The sequence below is a fragment of the Vibrio agarivorans genome (genome assembly GCF_030409635.1).
Lineage (GTDB): Bacteria > Pseudomonadota > Gammaproteobacteria > Enterobacterales > Vibrionaceae > Vibrio > Vibrio agarivorans.
Genome location: NZ_JAUFQF010000004.1, coordinates 1,507,288 through 1,524,784, shown reverse-complemented (window position 1 = coordinate 1,524,784; position 17,497 = coordinate 1,507,288). Strand labels below are relative to the sequence as shown.

General features: G+C 48.4%; 11 protein-coding genes and 1 pseudogene. 10 read left to right on the top strand and 2 right to left on the bottom strand.

Going from position 1 to position 17,497, the window contains the following annotated elements; genetic code table 11:
• Positions 1-295: 295 nt before the first annotated feature.
• The 10 genes from QWZ05_RS15580 (at position 296) to QWZ05_RS15535 (ending at position 14,700) form a co-directional block, all read left to right on the top strand.
• Positions 296-1,978, top strand: coding sequence for an ABC transporter substrate-binding protein (locus tag QWZ05_RS15580; protein ID WP_264877950.1), 1,683 nt, complete (start codon positions 296-298; stop codon positions 1,976-1,978).
• Positions 1,979-2,137: 159 nt separating this feature from the next.
• Positions 2,138-3,124, top strand: coding sequence for an ABC transporter permease (locus tag QWZ05_RS15575; RefSeq protein ID WP_264877949.1), 987 nt, complete (start codon positions 2,138-2,140; stop codon positions 3,122-3,124).
• Positions 3,125-3,126: 2 nt separating this feature from the next.
• Positions 3,127-4,152: an ABC transporter permease gene (locus tag QWZ05_RS15570; protein WP_264877948.1), complete on the top strand. Its 1,026-nt coding sequence runs from the start codon at positions 3,127-3,129 to the stop codon at positions 4,150-4,152.
• 2 nt (positions 4,153-4,154) lie between these two features.
• On the top strand, positions 4,155-5,138 hold the full coding sequence (locus QWZ05_RS15565; protein WP_290299320.1) for an ABC transporter ATP-binding protein: 984 nt from the start codon (positions 4,155-4,157) through the stop codon (positions 5,136-5,138).
• A 34-nt stretch (positions 5,139-5,172) separates the two neighbouring features.
• Positions 5,173-6,168 carry an ABC transporter ATP-binding protein gene (locus QWZ05_RS15560; protein ID WP_289960567.1) on the top strand — a complete coding sequence of 332 codons (996 nt, stop codon included), beginning with the start codon at positions 5,173-5,175 and terminating at the stop codon, positions 6,166-6,168.
• A gap of 52 nt (positions 6,169-6,220) precedes the next feature.
• Positions 6,221-7,933, top strand: a complete 1,713-nt coding sequence (locus QWZ05_RS15555) for a glycoside hydrolase family 9 protein (protein ID WP_290299317.1) — start codon at positions 6,221-6,223, stop codon at positions 7,931-7,933.
• Entirely contained in the window at positions 7,933-8,808 is an 876-nt protein-coding gene (locus QWZ05_RS15550; RefSeq protein ID WP_290299314.1) for a glucosamine kinase nucleotide-binding domain-containing protein, read from the top strand. The genes QWZ05_RS15555 and QWZ05_RS15550 overlap by 1 nt, the downstream gene beginning before the upstream one ends.
• Positions 8,809-8,816: 8 nt before the next feature.
• The gene (locus QWZ05_RS15545; RefSeq protein WP_290299313.1) at positions 8,817-10,736 is read left to right on the top strand and encodes a beta-N-acetylhexosaminidase; all 1,920 of its coding nucleotides are present in this window, start codon (positions 8,817-8,819) and stop codon (positions 10,734-10,736) included.
• 91 nt (positions 10,737-10,827) lie between these two features.
• Positions 10,828-13,233 carry a glycoside hydrolase family 94 protein gene (locus QWZ05_RS15540; RefSeq protein WP_290299311.1) on the top strand — a complete coding sequence of 802 codons (2,406 nt, stop codon included), beginning with the start codon at positions 10,828-10,830 and terminating at the stop codon, positions 13,231-13,233.
• Positions 13,234-13,287: 54 nt separating this feature from the next.
• On the top strand, positions 13,288-14,700 hold the full coding sequence (locus QWZ05_RS15535) for a phosphoglucomutase/phosphomannomutase family protein (RefSeq protein ID WP_290299309.1): 1,413 nt from the start codon (positions 13,288-13,290) through the stop codon (positions 14,698-14,700).
• A 75-nt stretch (positions 14,701-14,775) separates the two neighbouring features.
• Here QWZ05_RS15535 and QWZ05_RS15530 read toward each other — a convergent pair whose 3' ends face one another.
• Together QWZ05_RS15530 and QWZ05_RS15525 are read right to left on the bottom strand one after the other, a co-directional pair.
• The gene (locus tag QWZ05_RS15530) at positions 14,776-15,816 is read right to left on the bottom strand and encodes an ABC transporter ATP-binding protein (protein ID WP_290299307.1); all 1,041 of its coding nucleotides are present in this window, start codon (positions 15,814-15,816) and stop codon (positions 14,776-14,778) included.
• A gap of 18 nt (positions 15,817-15,834) precedes the next feature.
• Positions 15,835-17,461 (bottom strand): annotated as a pseudogene (locus QWZ05_RS15525) (ABC transporter permease).
• Between the last annotated feature and the right edge of the window lie 36 nt (positions 17,462-17,497).

Genomic DNA, 17,497 nt, shown 5'->3' with positions numbered 1-17,497 from the left:
AAATTGCGAGTCATATCGCAGCCCTTAGGTATAACAAAAAATAGACAACTAACACATAATAAACGTAATTAACGTGGCATTTTTACGTTTTAACGTTTTTAACGGGAATTCAAATTGCCTATTATCCAGAAACGGTGTTTTCTTACCTTACCTAAGCCCTACAGGCCACTCGAAGTAACGTTGAAATTACCGACAGTGTTACCCCCCCATCGAGGTAGGTCTTAGTGAGAAAGGCTCAGTAGAGTGCTTCTCTTATTCCACATAGTGAAACTAAAGCAAATAGTAAGGAACAGCTATGCTTACCAATATTAAAAAAACAGCACTGGCTACCGCGATTATCGCCACTGCAACAGCAGGATTTACCTCAGTTGCAGCAGCGGCAGAGCGCAGCGAGTTGACCGTCCACCCTAAAGAGTTTACGACGTTTGTTCGTAACTTTAACCCATACCTGGGCGCGACTAACCTACATACAACCACCGACTTCATGTACGAACCGTTGGTTGTATTTAACGAAATGCACGGTAACAAGCCGGTGTTCCGTTTAGCAGAAAACTTCACCATGTCAGACGATCTAATGACCGTTACTTTTGACATTCGCAAAGGCGTGAAGTGGTCTGACGGCGAAACATTTAACGCTGATGACGTAGTGTTCTCTTTCGAGCTAGTAAAAGCCAAGCCAGAGCTTGACCAAAGCGGTATCAACTCTTGGGTAACCAGTGTTGAGAAAGTAAACGACTACCAAGTTCGCTTTAAACTCACTGAAGCTAACTCAAATGTTCCTTACGAGATTGCGAAAGTTCCAGTTGTGCCACAACACGTTTGGAGCAAGGTTGACGACCCATCGACTTTCACCAACGAAAACCCTGTAGGTTCTGGACCATTTACCGTAGTTGATACGTTTACACCACAGCTTTACATCCAATGTCGTAACCCGAACTACTGGGACAACGACAACCTAGACGTTGACTGCCTGCGTGTTCCACAGATCGCCAACAACGATCAGTTCCTAGGTAAAATTGTTAACGGCGAGATGGACTGGACGTCTTCATTTGTTCCAGACATCGACCGCACTTACGCCGCTGCGAGCCCGAACCACCAATACTGGTACCCACCAGCAGGTACGCAAGCGTTTGTCGTAAACTACAAAAACCCAGACCCAGCAAAACAAGAAGCACTAAACAATGTCGACTTCCGTCGTGCATTCTCTATGGCGCTTGACCGTCAAACGATCATTGACATCGCGTTTTACGGTGGCGGTACTGTCAACGACTTCGCTTCTGGTCTTGGCTATGCATTTGAAGCTTGGTCTGACGAAGCAACGCACAAAAAATATCAGAAGTTCAACAGCTACGATGCGGATGGCGCCAAAGCATTACTGGCTAAAGCGGGCTTTAAAGACACCAACAAAGATGGCTTTGTAGAAACACCATCAGGTAAGAAGTTTGAGCTACTGATTCAATCGCCAAACGGTTGGACTGACTTTAACAACACAGTGCAACTCGCGGTTGAGCAACTACAAGAAGTGGGCATTGCTGCTCGTGCACGTACACCTGATTTCTCAGTCTACAACCAGTCTATGCTTGAAGGTTCTTACGACGTTGCATACACCAACTACTTCCATGGTGCCGATCCTTACACTTACTGGAACAGTGGTTACAACTCAACACTGCAATCTGGTGATGGTATGCCTCGTTTCGCGATGCACTTCTACAAGAACGATCAGCTAGATAGCCTACTGGATAGCTTCTATAAAACAGCGAACAAAGATGAGCAGCTAGAGATCGCTCATGGTATCCAGAAGATCATCGCTGCTGACCAAGTAACCATCCCAGTGCTATCGGGTGCGTACATGTTCCAATACAACACAACTCGCTTCACGGGTTGGTGGAACGAAGAAAATCCACAAGGCCGTCCAAACATTTGGGCTGGCATCCCTGAGCGTCTACTGCATGTACTGGACCTAAAACCAGTTAAGTAACGTTCTTTTTCTTGCGGCACACTCCCGTGTGCCGCCTTTAAACCTCTTTTAATAGTTTTATTCATGGCGCTAAGCGTCAGGGGTTTGTTCGCTCAAAATTTCGCTAGGAGCGACCTGAATCCAGAAACAGGAATTATCTGGGTGAGTAAGGTGTGAGTTATGGGTTACTTTTTAAGACGTCTAACGTTCTATTTGATTGCGCTGCTGGTTGCAGCCACGTTGAACTTTATTATTCCACGAGCAATGCCGGGTGATCCGGTCACCATGATGTTTGCTCATACTACGGTGCAAGTGACACCTGAACGTATTGCCGCAATGAAGGAGCTACTTGGCTTCGTTGATGGTGGTTTACTGGTTCAGTACTTCACTTACATGAAAAATATTCTTACCTGGGAGCTAGGAACGTCGATTCAGTTCTACCCGCTTTCAGTTAACGCACTCCTTGGCAGCGCTTTCGGTTGGTCTCTCTTCCTAGCGGGCACAGCAGTGGTACTTTCTTTCTCTATCGGTTCGATTCTGGGCATTTTTGCTGCGTGGAAGCGCGGCAGTAAATACGATGCTTTCGTCACGCCGGGCATGCTGATTCTTCAAGCAGTACCCCAAGTCGTTATCGCGATGTTAGCCCTCTTTACCTTTGCTATCGGACTGAAGTGGTTCCCAACCGGGTATGCCTATACCGCAGGTACGATCCCTGACTGGACAAGCTGGGCATTCATTAAAGATGTCGCTTATCACGCTGTTCTTCCTCTCTTTTGTGCCTCTATCGTGCAAATTGGCGGCTTCCTTGTGAACATGCGTAACAACATGATCAACCTGCTCGCCGAAGACTACATCACGATGGCAAAGGGCAAAGGCTTAAGCGAAAACCGCGTGGTCTTTAACTATGCGGCGCGTAATGCGTTGCTACCAAGTGTGACCGCACTATCTATGTCGCTAGGTATGGCGATTGGCGGTCAGCTTATTATCGAAATCATCTTCAACTACCCAGGTCTTGGGTCCGTGCTGTTCAATGCGATCAATGCTCGTGACTACCAAGTGCTTCAGGGCCAACTGCTTATTATGACTATGTTCATGCTGTTCTTTAACCTTGTGGCCGACATGCTGTATGTCGTGCTGGACCCTCGCCTACGTAAGGGAGGTAAATAATCATGAAAGAACTTGCGAAACTGATTTGGCGAAACCCAATGGCACTGACAGGTGTGATTATTCTTAGTATCTTCATTTTTATCGCTGTGTTTGCTCCCCTACTGACCCAGCATGCCCCCGACAAGCGCACAGGTAAGCCGCATGAGTACCCAGCTTTTGTGGTGAAAGCGGCACAAGACAATCCAACAGGTTGGGTTGCAGAAAACTTAGCCACGGACCGCCGCACTCTTGCGATGTCGAAAAAAGCGGACCATAGCCTTGGCACCACTCGTATGGGGCGTGACGTCTGGTCTCAGGTTGCGCATGGTGCGCGAGTGTCTCTTGCTGTCGGCTTTGGCGCAGGGATTACAGTATGTATTCTTGCCACCATCATCGGTGTCTCAGCGGGTTACTTCGGTGGACGTGTCGATGATGTTCTTACCGCAGCAATGAACATCATGCTGGTGATTCCACAGTTCCCGCTATTGTTCGTCGTTGCAGCCTTTATCGGTGAGGCTGGGCCACTAACCATCACGCTTGTGATCGGCTTGATGTCCTGGGCCTGGGGCGCGAGGGTGATACGCTCTCAAACGCTTGCTCTGCGCGAAAAAGAGTTTGTAAAAGCCGCTGAAGTGCTCGGTGAATCCTCTTGGCGCATCATCTTTGTGGAGATTCTACCAAACCTAATCTCGATTGTTGGAGCAAGCTTCATTGGCTCTGTTATGTACGCCATCATGATGGAAGCAACACTATCGTTCTTGGGTCTTGGCAACCCAAATACCATCAGCTGGGGCATCATGCTCTACAACGTTCAGACCTCTTCTTCAATGCTGATTGGCGCGTGGTGGGAGCTACTAGCACCTTGTGTCGCACTAACACTACTTGTAACCAGTCTTGCTCTGCTTAACTTTGCCGTCGATGAAATTGCTAACCCGCAACTTCGCTCGCACAAAGGAATGAAGCGCTGGAAGAAACTTGCAAAGCAAGACAAAGAAGAACGTGAGCCAGAGTTGGCTCCACAGAATGCACTTTGGAGCGGAGATAAATAATCATGACAGCACCACTCATTTCTATCCGCAACCTTTGCGTAGATTACATTACCGATGCAGGTGACGTACGTGCCTGCAACAATGTCAGCTTTGATATTGCCCCCGGCGAGGTCTTTGGTCTTGCTGGTGAGTCTGGGTGTGGTAAATCCACTGTCGCATTCTCACTCATGCGCCTGCATAAGCCACCCGCGTTTATTACCGGTGGAGAGGTCATCTTCAACGGTGAAGATATCTTAAAGTACAGCGATGAACGTATGCAGTCGTTCCGTTGGAGTGAGATGTCTATGGTGTTCCAAAGTGCGATGAACGCATTGAACCCAGTATTAACCATGGAAGAACAGTTCTGTGACGTCATTATGCGTCACACCAATATGACTCGTGAGCAAGCTAAGCGTCGTGCAGAAGGACTATTGGAAATCGTTGATATCCACCCTAGCCGCCTGAACGACTATCCTCACCAATTCTCTGGTGGCATGCGTCAGCGCCTAGTTATTGCCATTGCTCTCGCACTGAACCCAAAAATGATCATCATGGATGAGCCTACTACCGCGCTAGATGTGGTGGTTCAACGTGAGATCCTGCAAAAAATCTATGCCCTTAAAGAAGAGTTTGGCTTCTCAATTTTGTTCATTACTCATGACCTCTCACTGATGGTGGAGTTTTCTGATCGTATCGGCATCATGTATTCCGGCGAGTTGATTGAAGTCGCGCCTTCGAAACAGATTCTTGAAAGTCCATACCACCCTTATACCAAAGGCTTGGGCAGTTCATTCCCTCCTTTGACTGGGCCAAAAACCAAACTGGCGGGAATTCCTGGCAACCCTTTAAACCTATTGGAAATTCCACAAGGTTGCCGTTTCCAAGCTCGTTGTGAGCGTGTTCACGAGGCTTGCTCTCGCGTTCCAACCCACCTACGTCAAATTGAGCCAGGCCGGTTATCTAACTGCCATCTGTATGGTGAGCCTATCGCTCAAGCACAGGTTTAAGTCTCAGCAGTAATTGAAGATTTTGGAGAAAACAATGAGTACACAATTTGGCGAACTGTTGATTGAAGGCAAAAACCTCGTAAAAGACTTTCCAATCAACAGTAATGCTCTCAATCAACCGATGATGCGCGCAATTAACGACGTGTCGTTCAAAATGTACAAAAGTCGTGGTCTATCTGTGGTGGGCGAATCTGGTTCAGGGAAATCTACCACTGCCAAGATGATTGCGAAAATGTACGCCCCATCGGGTGGCGCGATCGAATACAAAGGTCGCGACATTCAAGATATCAAGTCCAAATCAGACATGATGACTTATCGCGAAGGCGTTCAGATGGTATGGCAAGACCCATTTGGTTCGCTGAATCCTACCCACACGATTTTCCACCACATTGCACGTCCACTGCTGATCCACAAAAAGATCACATCTGGCAATAAGAAAGAGTTGGAAGAGCGGGTCTACGACTTACTCGATCAAGTCGGTCTTATTCCACCAAAAGAGACAGCGGCCAAATACCCTCACCAACTGTCGGGTGGCCAGCGTCAACGCGTTAACTTAGCGCGCAATATTGCCGTTGGTGCGGAAGTCGTACTCGCCGATGAGCCAACTTCCATGCTCGACGTCTCGATTCGTGCTGGGGTTTTAAACCTCATGGAGGAGATGAAGTTTGAAAAGCAGATGTCTCTTCTATACATCACGCATGACATCGCAACCGCTCGTTACATCGCAGAGGACCTCGCGGTGATGTACGTCGGCCATATGGTGGAGTGGGGAGATACGGAAGAAATTATCCATGACCCACAACACCCTTACACCAAGCTATTAGTGTCTGCTGTGCCTGATCCAAGCAAATCGATTCACCAAAAGCTTGAAGGCAACAAAGGGGAAATTCCACTGTGGACGCCTGAATCTGCAGGCTGCCCGTTTGCGGGTCGATGCACCCATGCTTCCGATAGATGCCGTGAAAAGCTGCCTGAAGTAACACAATTATCTGACAACCACTTTGTGCGTTGTTACCTATACGAAAACTAACCCAATAAGGGAGGGTGCCCCCTCCCGCCTTTCATTACCTCGGAGAGGGTAAATGCAGTTACTTATTAATCATATTGGATACGCGCCAGAGAGCCCAAAGCATGCGGTTGTCATGCTTGAGAGTAGCGATGCTATTGAGGTTGTAGAGCTTGTCTGTGCAAAGACGAATCAGGTCATGGCACGTATATCAACTGCGTCAGCGGTTCAATGCGATAACTGGCATCAGGGTCGCTTCGCCGATATCGACTTCTCACATTTTACTCAAACAGGCGAATACTATCTGCAAGCAGGTCAGTGTCAGTCGGCACGTTTTTCTATCGCTCAAGGCTTAGTGTTTAAGCGCACGTTTTCAGATCTGCTGCACTACTTTAAATCACAGCGCTGCTCAGGAAGGTTCGACCAACAAGACCACTCCATCCCTCTTCTCTCCACGCAAGAGACATTGGATGTGCATGGCGGTTGGTATGATGCCTCGGGCGATGTGAGTAAGTACCTTAGCCACCTCTCTTATGCAAACTTCCTCAACCCTCAGCAAACCCCGATGGTGGTTTGGAACATGCTAAAAGCGGCAGCGCTGTTAGAAGATAATCCCGACTTTGCCAACTTTAGCGCCACAAGACTGCTTGATGAGGCCCTGTTTGGCGCCGACTTCTTGTATCGCATGCAGCACCCTGATGGTTTCTTCTGTATGACAGTCTTTGACAAGTGGAGTAAAGAGAGTAATCAGCGTGAAATTTGCGCCTATGCCACCCAAGAGGGGCTCAAGTCTGCGCAATACCAAGCCGGTTTTCGACAAGGGGCAGGAATCAGCATTGCCGCTCTCGCGCTAGCATCTCTCATGCAACAAACTGGCGATTACACCAGTGAAGACTACCTAGTGGCGGCAGAGCAAGGTTACCATCACCTGAAAACGCATAACTTACAATACCTTGATGATGGCTGTGAGAACATCATTGATGAGTACTGTGCTCTGCTTGCCACGACTGAGCTCTACAAAGCGACAGATATCGATTTTTACCTCAATGAAGCACGCTACTGGGCACAAGCACTGATGGAGCGCCAACAGTCCGATCAAGACGTAAAGCATTTTTGGGCAGCAAATGATGATGGCTCTCGACCTTACTACCATGCCTCTGAAGCTGGCCTGCCAGTCATCGCTTTGGTGGAGTTCCTATCGATTGAATCAGGCTCCGAACTCGCCAAGCAGGTCAAGAATGTGATTCGCAACGCCTGTCAGTTTGAACTGAATATCACCCACAAGGTAGCAAACCCTTTCGGCTACCCTCGCCAGTATGTCAAAGGGGTCAATGAAGATAAGCGTGACGCCTTCTTCATCGCCCACGACAACGAATCCGGCTACTGGTGGCAAGGAGAAAATGCCCGTCTCGCATCACTCGCGTCGATGGCATGGCTGGCTCAACCCTATATTGACGACGAGTCGCTATTACAAGGGTTAGAGCACTATGCGCAACACGCCATGAACTGGATTTTAGGCTTGAACCCTTATGACATGTGCATGCTTGATGGTCATGGCCACAACAACCCCGACTACCTTCCTCACCTCGGCTTTTTTAATGCCCGCGGCGGTGTGTGCAACGGGATCACGGCAGGGTTTGAAGATGAGCATGATATCGCGTTTAACCCAGAACCACACAAAGATGACATGTTGCAAAACTGGCGCTGGGGTGAGCAGTGGATCCCGCATGCAGGATGGTTCTTACTCGCGATTAGCGCGCAGCAAACACTCTCTCAAGGAGCCAAGTAATGAACGAATATTTCGTTGGAATCGATGGCGGCGGCACCTCTTGTCGCGCAAGAATTCGTGACCACCAAGGTCGTCTGATTGGTGAATCAAAAACCGGTAGCGCCAACATCTTACTCGGTGCAGAAGTGGCAATGGGAGCGGTAGTTGAAGCGATTGTTCAGGCAGCTGAACAAGGTGGATTGGGCATTGATGACTATCACCATATGCACGTTGGGCTTGCTCTTGCGGGAGCCGAGCAGCGCTGCGCATGGTCTGCATTAAAGAGCCTACCTCACCCATTCAAATCAATCACATTAAACACCGACGCTTACGGTGCCTGTATCGGTGCACACAATGGCGATGATGGCGCGATTATGATTGCTGGAACGGGTTCATGTGGCTTACTCCTTCTCAATGGCGAACAACATGTTGTTGGTGGACGAGAGTTCCCTATCTCAGACCAAGGCAGTGGCGCAGTGATGGGCTTGCACCTTATCCAGCAGGTCTTACTGGCTCAAGACGGTATCGTCGAACATACTCCTCTCGTTGAAGAAGTGATGCATGAGTTTGACTACGACATCGACAATATTGTGTCTTGGTCTAAGTCTGCACTACCTCGCGACTATGGTCAGTTTTGTCCGCGCGTTTTTCATCATACAACTCAAGGAGACTCCTTAGCGATTCAATTACTCAAACAGACCGCACAAGACATCGAAATGTTCTTAATTGCCCTGCATAAAAAAGGCGCGACTCGCATCTGTTTAATGGGCAGTATCGCCGAGCGCATCTTACCTTGGCTGTCTCCGCCAGTGCAGCAGTGGATCGTCAAACCACAATTTGATGCTATCGAAGGCGCCATCATGTTTGCTGGCCGCCCTGAGCATAACTTGTACTGAGGTGTGATATGAGCTTTAGAGTGGATTTAAACGTTATTGCACAACAAGAGCAGCTCAGTCGCTTTGCTCTTACCTTGCATAACCTCAGTGATGATGCCATTACAATTCAGAGCTTTAACTTTATCTTCGACCGTTACGTTACGCCAACTAGCGTACAACACGGAACGTTTACTCAAATCGGGAGTCACTGCCGATTTACACCGAGCTCTGCTCGCTTGGATGCTAACGACAGTATGTATCTCGAATTTGAGGTGAATACTTTTCCGCTACGTTACCTCAGCGACGGCATCAAAGACGCATGCATTGAGACGATTGAGTTTGAAAAGCCTATTGCAGTCACCCGAACACCTATCGTCTTAGTGAACCCGATAGCAACCGAAGAGACCGTCCCAGCAGTTGAGCCGTCCAAACTCGCGTTAATCCCGCAACCGACTCACCTCACACATGCAGATGGCAACCTTATATTAGGCCGCGAGTTCAATCTCGTATCCTGCCACCCTGATGCACAGGCCGCTATTCAATGGTTACAAGAGGAGTCACTTTCTCTGCATGGGCTGTCATTGAGGATTACCCCAACAGACAGCCACCCAAGTATCGATTACATTCATAATCCAATATTCGATCAAGATGCGTATCGCATAACAGTGACTGCTCTAGGTTGCCTTGTTGAAGCGGGAGAGCCTGCTGGTTTTCATAATGCCAGCACAACCTTACTACAATTAATGCAAACTAATAGCATTGGCCATTGCTCACTGCCAGTGGTTACGATTAAAGACAACCCTCGCTTTAGTTATCGAGGTTTTATGCTCGACTGTGCTCGTCATTTCCATCCTATTTCGAGCATAAAGCGCTTAATTAACCAACTTGCTCACTACAAGATAAACACTTTCCACTGGCACCTTACCGACGACGAAGCATGGCGCATCGAAATTAAAGCGTTGCCAAAGCTCACTGATATCGGCGCATGGCGCGGCCCAGGTTTGCCAATTGAGCCTCAATTCAGTCACGCAAGTCAAAAGTATGGTGGTGTCTATACACAGCAGCAGATCAAAGGCCTGATTGAATACGCCCAGCGACGTGGCATCACTATCATTCCTGAAATCGATATCCCGGGCCACTGCCGCGCGGCCATTCGTTCACTGCCTGACATGTTAGTTGATACCGATGACCCATCGCGCTATCGCAGCGTGCAAAACTACTCAGATAACGTTCTTTCTCCAGCACTCAAAGGGACATATCAATTCCTCGATATTGTTTTAGAAGAAATTGCTCAACTGTTTCCAAGCCAATGGGTACATATTGGTGCGGATGAAGTACCTAAAGGTGTCTGGGTCGATAGCGCTGCCTGCCAAGCAATGATGCTAGAACACGGCTATCAATCTCCGGTGGAGCTACAAGGCCACCTGTTGCGTTATGCCGAACAGAAACTGAAATCGCTCGGTAAGCGAATGGTGGGATGGGAGGAGGCTCAACACGGCAACAAGGTCTGTAAAGAAACGGTGATCTACTCCTGGTTGAGTGAAGACGCTGCAATTAACTGCGCCAAACAGGGCTTCGATGTCATCTTACAACCCGCTCAATATACCTACCTCGATATGGCACAAAGTGACATGGCAAGTGAGCCGGGGGTGGACTGGGCAAATTCAATTTCACTCAAGCATGCCTATCACTACAGGCCACTATCAGCAATAGACGAACAAGATCCAATACACAAGCGCGTCTTAGGTATTCAGGCCGCTATTTGGAGTGAAATCATCACTGACCAAAAGAGATTGGATTACATGCTATTCCCACGTATTACGGCACTCGCCGAAGTGATGTGGAGTCGTGAGCAACAAAGGCACTGGCCTGACTATTTAGCAAGACTTAAAGGCCACCTTACACAACTGAAGCGTCAAGGCGTCACTTATCGTGCCACTTGGAATTAACCTATTAACCGTTTGATATCGCGAGAATATCTCGCAGTTTTCACTAGCAGATTTGGCGCTGTCCCCGCAGCGCATCAACAAGGAAATGACAATGAAATACGGCTATTTCGACAACCAAAACCGAGAGTACGTTATCACTCGACCAGATGTTCCTGCACCTTGGACTAACTACTTAGGTACGGAAAAATTCTGTACTGTGATCTCGCATAATGCCGGCGGTTATTCATTCTACAACTCTCCGGAGTACAATCGAGTCACCAAGTTCCGCCCGAACGCAACCTTTGACCGCCCAGGACATTACGTCTATCTGCGTGATGATCAAACGGGTGACTACTGGTCTATCTCATGGCAACCCGTTGCAAAAAGTCTAGATGAAGCCTCTTATGAAGTTCGTCACGGCCTCTCTTACTCAAAATTCCAGTGTGATTACAACGGCATCCACGCCACAAAGACCCTTTTCGTGCCAAAAGGTGAAGATGCCGAAATCTGGGATATCGTGATTAAAAACACCTCTGATAAGCCTCGTACTATCAGTGCTTTCTCATTTGTTGAGTTTTCATTTAGCCATATTCAGTCCGATAACCAGAACCATCAAATGTCTCTCTACTCAGCAGGGACAGAGTACACTGAGGGCGTGATTGAGTATGATCTCTACTACAACACCGATGACTTTGAAGGCTTCTACTATCTCGCGTCAACCTTCTCTCCTGACTCTTACGATGGTCAGCGTGATAGTTTCCTCGGGCTCTACCGTGATGAGGCGAATCCTATTGCGGTTGAGCAAGGTTACTGCTCAAATACAGCACAAACCTGTTACAACCACTGTGGCTCTCTGCACAAGCAGTTCACTCTACAACCGGGTGAGGAGGTGCGCTTTGCATACATACTCGGTATTGGTAAAGGTAACGGAGCGAGACTGCGTGAGAAATACCAAGACCTAAACAACGTAGACGAGGCATTTGCACAAATTAAAGCTCATTGGGATGAACGCTGTGACAAGTTCCAAGTCACCTCACCCAACGAAGGCCTAGATACCATGATCAACACCTGGACTTTATATCAAGCAGAGACGTGTGTCGTCTGGTCACGCTTTGCCTCATTTATTGAAGTCGGCGGCCGTACTGGGTTGGGCTATCGCGACACTGCGCAAGATGCAATTTCAGTTCCCCATTCAAACCCTGCAATGACGCGTAAACGCTTGGTTGATCTGCTACGTGGGCAAGTCAAGGCAGGCTATGGCTTGCACCTGTTTGATCCCGACTGGTTTGATCCAGAAAAGGCCGACATTGCGCCTTCCAAGTCGCCAACGGTTGTTCCAACCCCTTCCGATGAAGACAAGATCCACGGAATCAAAGATACCTGCTCCGACGATCACTTATGGCTAGTTCCAACTATCTGTAACTTCATCAAAGAGACCGGAGAAGAAAGCTTTATTGATCAAGTCATTCCTTATGCCGATGGCGGTGGCGCTACGGTGTATGAGCACATGAAAGCGGCACTCGATTTCTCAGCAGAGTACGTAGGGCAAACCGGTATTTGTAAGGGGCTACGTGCCGACTGGAATGACTGCTTGAACTTAGGCGGTGGCGAATCTGCCATGGTCTCTTTCCTCCACTACTGGGCGCTCGAAGCCTTTATTGAACTGGCGGAATATCGCAGTGAACAAGAAGATGCCGACCACTATCGTACGATAGCTCAAGCGGTTCGAGAAGCCTGTGAAACTCACCTTTGGGATGACGAAGGACAGTGGTATATCCGCGGCTTGACCAAAGATGGCGACAAAATTGGCACCGCCCAGCAAACCGAAGGTCGCGTGCATCTAGAGTCAAACACACTTGCCGTCTTGTCTGGCGCTGTATCACAAGATCGCGGCGAGAAGGCGATGGATGCCGTCGATGAGAACCTGTTCTCAGAGTATGGCCTTCACCTCAACGCCCCTTCTTTTGCCACCCCAAATGATGACATTGGGTTTGTTACCCGAGTTTACCAAGGCGTAAAAGAGAACGGTGCTATCTTCTCACACCCAAACCCTTGGGCATGGGTGGCAGAGGCCAAGCTCGGTCGTGGAGACCGTGCGATGAAGTTCTACGATGCCCTTAACCCATACAATCAAAATGACATGATCGAGAAGCGCATTGCTGAACCTTACTCTTATGTGCAGTTCGTTATGGGTAGAGACCACCAAGATCACGGACGCGCGAACCACCCTTGGCTTACAGGAACCTCAGGATGGGCCTACTATGCTGTCACCAACTTTATCCTCGGCGTGCGTACCGGCTTTGATGGTTTAGTCATAGACCCGTGCATCCCGACTGACTGGCCTGAATTCAATATTACCCGCCAGTGGCGCGGTGCAACCTATCACATCCAAGTGATGAACCCTCATGGCGTGAGCAAAGGCGTGCAGTCTATTGAGGTCAATGGCGATCTTATCAGTGGTGCGGTACCAATTTATGCACCAGGCAGTGTCAATCACGTTGTTGTGACGATGGGCTAAGCGAACTCAAAGAGCGGCACTTAATATGCCGCTCTCGATACAAGGAATTGAATCATGATTAAATTTGGTACTGGAGGCTGGCGTGCCTTTATTGGTGAAGAGTTCACCCGTGACAACGTTGAACTTGTCGCACAGGCGGTTGCAAATATCTTAACCAATGAACAAGTAGCTGAGCGTGGGTTTGTTGTCGGTTATGACCGTCGCTTTCTATCCGATAAAGCGGGTAAATGGTTTGCACAAGTACTGGCAGCCAATCAGATTAAAGTCAGCTTTATCGACAAGTTTGTGCCAACACCCGTTGTCATGTTTAAAGCTAAAGAGATGAACTGCGCGTATTCGGCTTGTATTACAGCCTCTCACAACCCAGCAGACTATAACGGTATTAAGATCTTCATTGAAGGCGGCCGTGATGCCGATGAGATCATTACTCAAAAGATTGAAGATCAGATCGCCTACCTAACCAAAGCCGATGTGCGTACTGTTGACTTCGAGCTTGCTGTCGAGCAGCAATCGATTGAGCTTATCAATCCTATGAACGAGTTTGTCGACTCGATCATCGCCTTTATTGACATTGAAGCTATCAAGCACGCCAACCTTAAAGTTCTGATTGACCCGATGTTTGGGGTGGCAAAAAACGCATTGCAGACCGTGCTGATCAATGGACGTTGTGATGTCGATGTGATCAATGATGGCAAAAACCCAGATTTCGGCGGCTTAATGCCTTCTCCAAGTGCCGCCACCCTTTATCGTCTGAAACACCTAGTGGCCAGTGAAGGTTACGACTTGGGGATCGGCACCGATGGGGATGCTGACCGCTTGGGTATTATTGATGAAAAAGGGCACTTTATTCACCCTAACGAAGTCTTGATGCTGTTGTATTACTACTTACTTGAATACAAAGGCTGGACTGGCTCAGTGGTGCGTAACCTCGCCACAACCCATCTTCTCGACAAGATTGCCGCAGACCATGGTGAGAAGTGTTTTGAGGTGCCCGTTGGGTTCAAGCACATCAGTTCACAAATGGAGCAAGATAACTCGCTTATTGGTGGAGAAAGCTCCGGTGGCTTAACCATTCGTGGCCATATCAAAGGTAAGGATGGCGTATTCGCATCAAGTCTATTGGTTGAGATGATTTCAGTGACAGGCAAAAAGCTCTCTGAAATGCTTGACGAGATTTACGCAAAATATGGTTACGCGTACATGGCCGAGGGTGACTGTCAGTTCAAACCCGCCGAAAAGCAGGTGATATACGACAAGATTTACGTCGAACAAGCCTTACCGTCGTTTGATTTTGAGATTGAAAGAGTCAGCTATGACGATGGCGCAAAGGTGTATTTCAAAAACGGGGGGTGGGTGATTGCTCGCTTCTCCGGCACTGAGCCACTACTAAGAATTTTTGCTGAGATGCAAGATAAAGACACTGCCGAATGTGTTCTTCAACAATTTAAAGACTTCTTATCTCTTTAGAGATAAAAGTCTTTTTCCTGGCATACTCCTATAGGTGAAGAACACTTTGCCCAGCCTCAAGGCTGGGCTTTTTTGTTACTTCGCTGGGTGATAAGCCAGAATGCCCTGCATATCCACTTCAACAGACACAGATTGCCCACGTTGCAGTGGTTGCGGTGACGTAGCGAGCAGGCGGTGTCCGTCTATACTGATCACATAGCGACAGTGATCCCCCATAAACTGCTGCTCTAACACTTCAATTTTGCTCTCTTCAGAAGCCGTAATCACAATATGCTGAGGACGTAATAGCAGCTCGCAAGCCTCACCAACAGCGATGCTATCTTGCGCCTTGGCCTCAAGGTTGCCTAAGCTGGTTGCAAATACATCATCTGCCACACGCTCTGCTGGAAGATAACTTCCCCCGCCTAAGAAGTCGGCGACAAATTTGCTTGAAGGCTCAAAGTAGAGTTCGGAAGCGGTGCCGTATTGCTCAATCACACCTTGGTTCATTACCGCCATCTTGTCGGCAAAAGCAAACGCCTCTTCACGCGAGTGGGTAACAAAAATCGCGGTCACACCCTGCTTTTTGAACAAACGGCGGATCTCACCAATTAACTCGTGACGAACCTGAGTATCAATGTTTGAAAACGGCTCATCCAGTAGTAATAAGTCTGGCTTGTAGGCAAGTGCACGCGCTATCGCCACTCGCTGCTGTTGACCTCCCGACAATTGGTGAGGGAAACGATCGCCATACGGCTGCAGGTGAACGAGCTCGAGCATCTCTGCGACTTTGCTCTGCTGCTCTGTCTTGCTCAGCTCTCGTAAACCAAATGCGATGTTTTGCGCTACGGTTAAGTGCGGAAACAGCGCATAGTCTTGAAAAATCATACCGATATTGCGCTGCTCTGGTGGTAACCAGTTCTGACCATCATCAATAGTCATGCAGTTCAAACTCATTTGCCCAGATGACAAGGGGATCAAACCTGCAATCGCTTTTAACAGCGTCGTTTTTCCGCAACCACTGGCTCCCAGAAGACACACAATTTCACCATGTTCAACCGCGAGAGATAGACTCTCAAGTACCGTTTGATCATCGTACTGACAGGTGAGGTTATTGACCGATAATGCACAGCTCATAGCATCGACTCCAACGTGTTAATGGGTATGCTCTAATGAGCGGTTGACGACAACAAGTGGGATCAGCCCCACAACAACAAGTAAAATAGCTGGCAGAGCCGCGAGCTCTAAATGCTCATCCGAGGCGAAGTTATAGACATACGTAGCCAAGGTTTCAAAGTTGAATGGACGCAGTAATATCGCCGCATTGAGCTCTTTCATCGACTCAATAAAGACCAGCAAACCTGCAATCAATGCGCCACGGCGGATTAATGGTAGGTGAATACGCCATAGCATTAGGTTTGAGTTGCACCCCATCGTGCGTGACGCCATATCCAAGGACGGCGAGACCTTATTTAGGCTACTCTCAACACTACCAATCGCCACAGCTGAAAAGCGCACGACTAAGGCGAAGATTAGCGCAAACATTGAACCTGAGAAGATCAGTCCGGGCCTGCCCCACTCCATCCAACGAGCAAAGTCATTCACCATGTGGTCCATCGCTATAACGGGCACAAGAATACCAATCGCAAGTACAGTTCCGGGGGACGGCATAACCCATTGACGATAAACGAATCGCGGCGACATTCGAGGTATTGGCTTTAAGGCGGTAGTTAAAGTTCACCACTATTGCCACTATGGTAGCGATCACTGCTGCCACGACCGAGACATACAAACTATTAAAGGCGTACTGCCTAAACTCTGCTGTCCAACTCTGTTCAAAGTAGATGAATGCGTATTTCACCAACTGCCCTAAAGGCAGAATAAAGGCGATAAGCACTAACCCCCAACACCATACGACTGCAAGCCACTTCTTCCAGCCATGCAGTTCATAGCGAAAATCTTCGTGGCTACTGAAAGTCGTTTGGAACAGCTTTTGGCGACGGCGACTGTAACGTTCCGCACTTAATAGCAACAGAACAAAAACTAGCATCACAGCAGAAATTTTTGCCGCGGCTGACAAGCTTGAGTAGCCTAACCAAGTATCGTAAACCGCGGTAGTTAGCGTGCTAACAGCAAAATAATTCACTGCGCCAAAATCACCAATCGTCTCCATAGCCACCAAAGATAAGCCCACTGCGATAGACGGACGAGCCAATGGTAAGGAGATACGCAAGAAGCTCTCCCATGGAGAACATTTCAGCAAGCGTGCAGATTGCAACAGGGAAACATTTTGCTCCATAAATGCCGCGCGTGCTAATAGATAAACGTAGGGGTAAAGAACCAGTGACAATACCCAAGTGGCGCCCGCTAAGGTGCGTATGTCTGGGAACCAATACTCCCCAGGCCCCCAGCCCGTGATATCACGCAAGAAAACTTGTACAGGGCCGGCAAAGTCAAACCAGTCAGTAAAAATGTAACCAACGATGTATCCCGGCATAGCCAGCGGTAAAACCAACGCCCATTGCAGCACTTTTTCTCCTGGCACTCGACACATGGCCATTAGCCAAGCAGAGGGAATACCGAAAAGTAGGGAGAGCAGCATCACGCCAGCAACAAGAAGCAGCGTATTGGAGATATAGGTAGGCATCACCGTAGCCATCAGGTGACCAAAGATGTCATCTGCTTCACTAACGGCGGTATAAAAGATGGCTAAAATAGGCAAAACCAGCAGCAATGCTAATGCGAAGCTACTGGTTTTCCACAAATAATGACTTTGTTTCATTGATAAGTATGAGAGTTTGATGCTAGTGAGAATAAC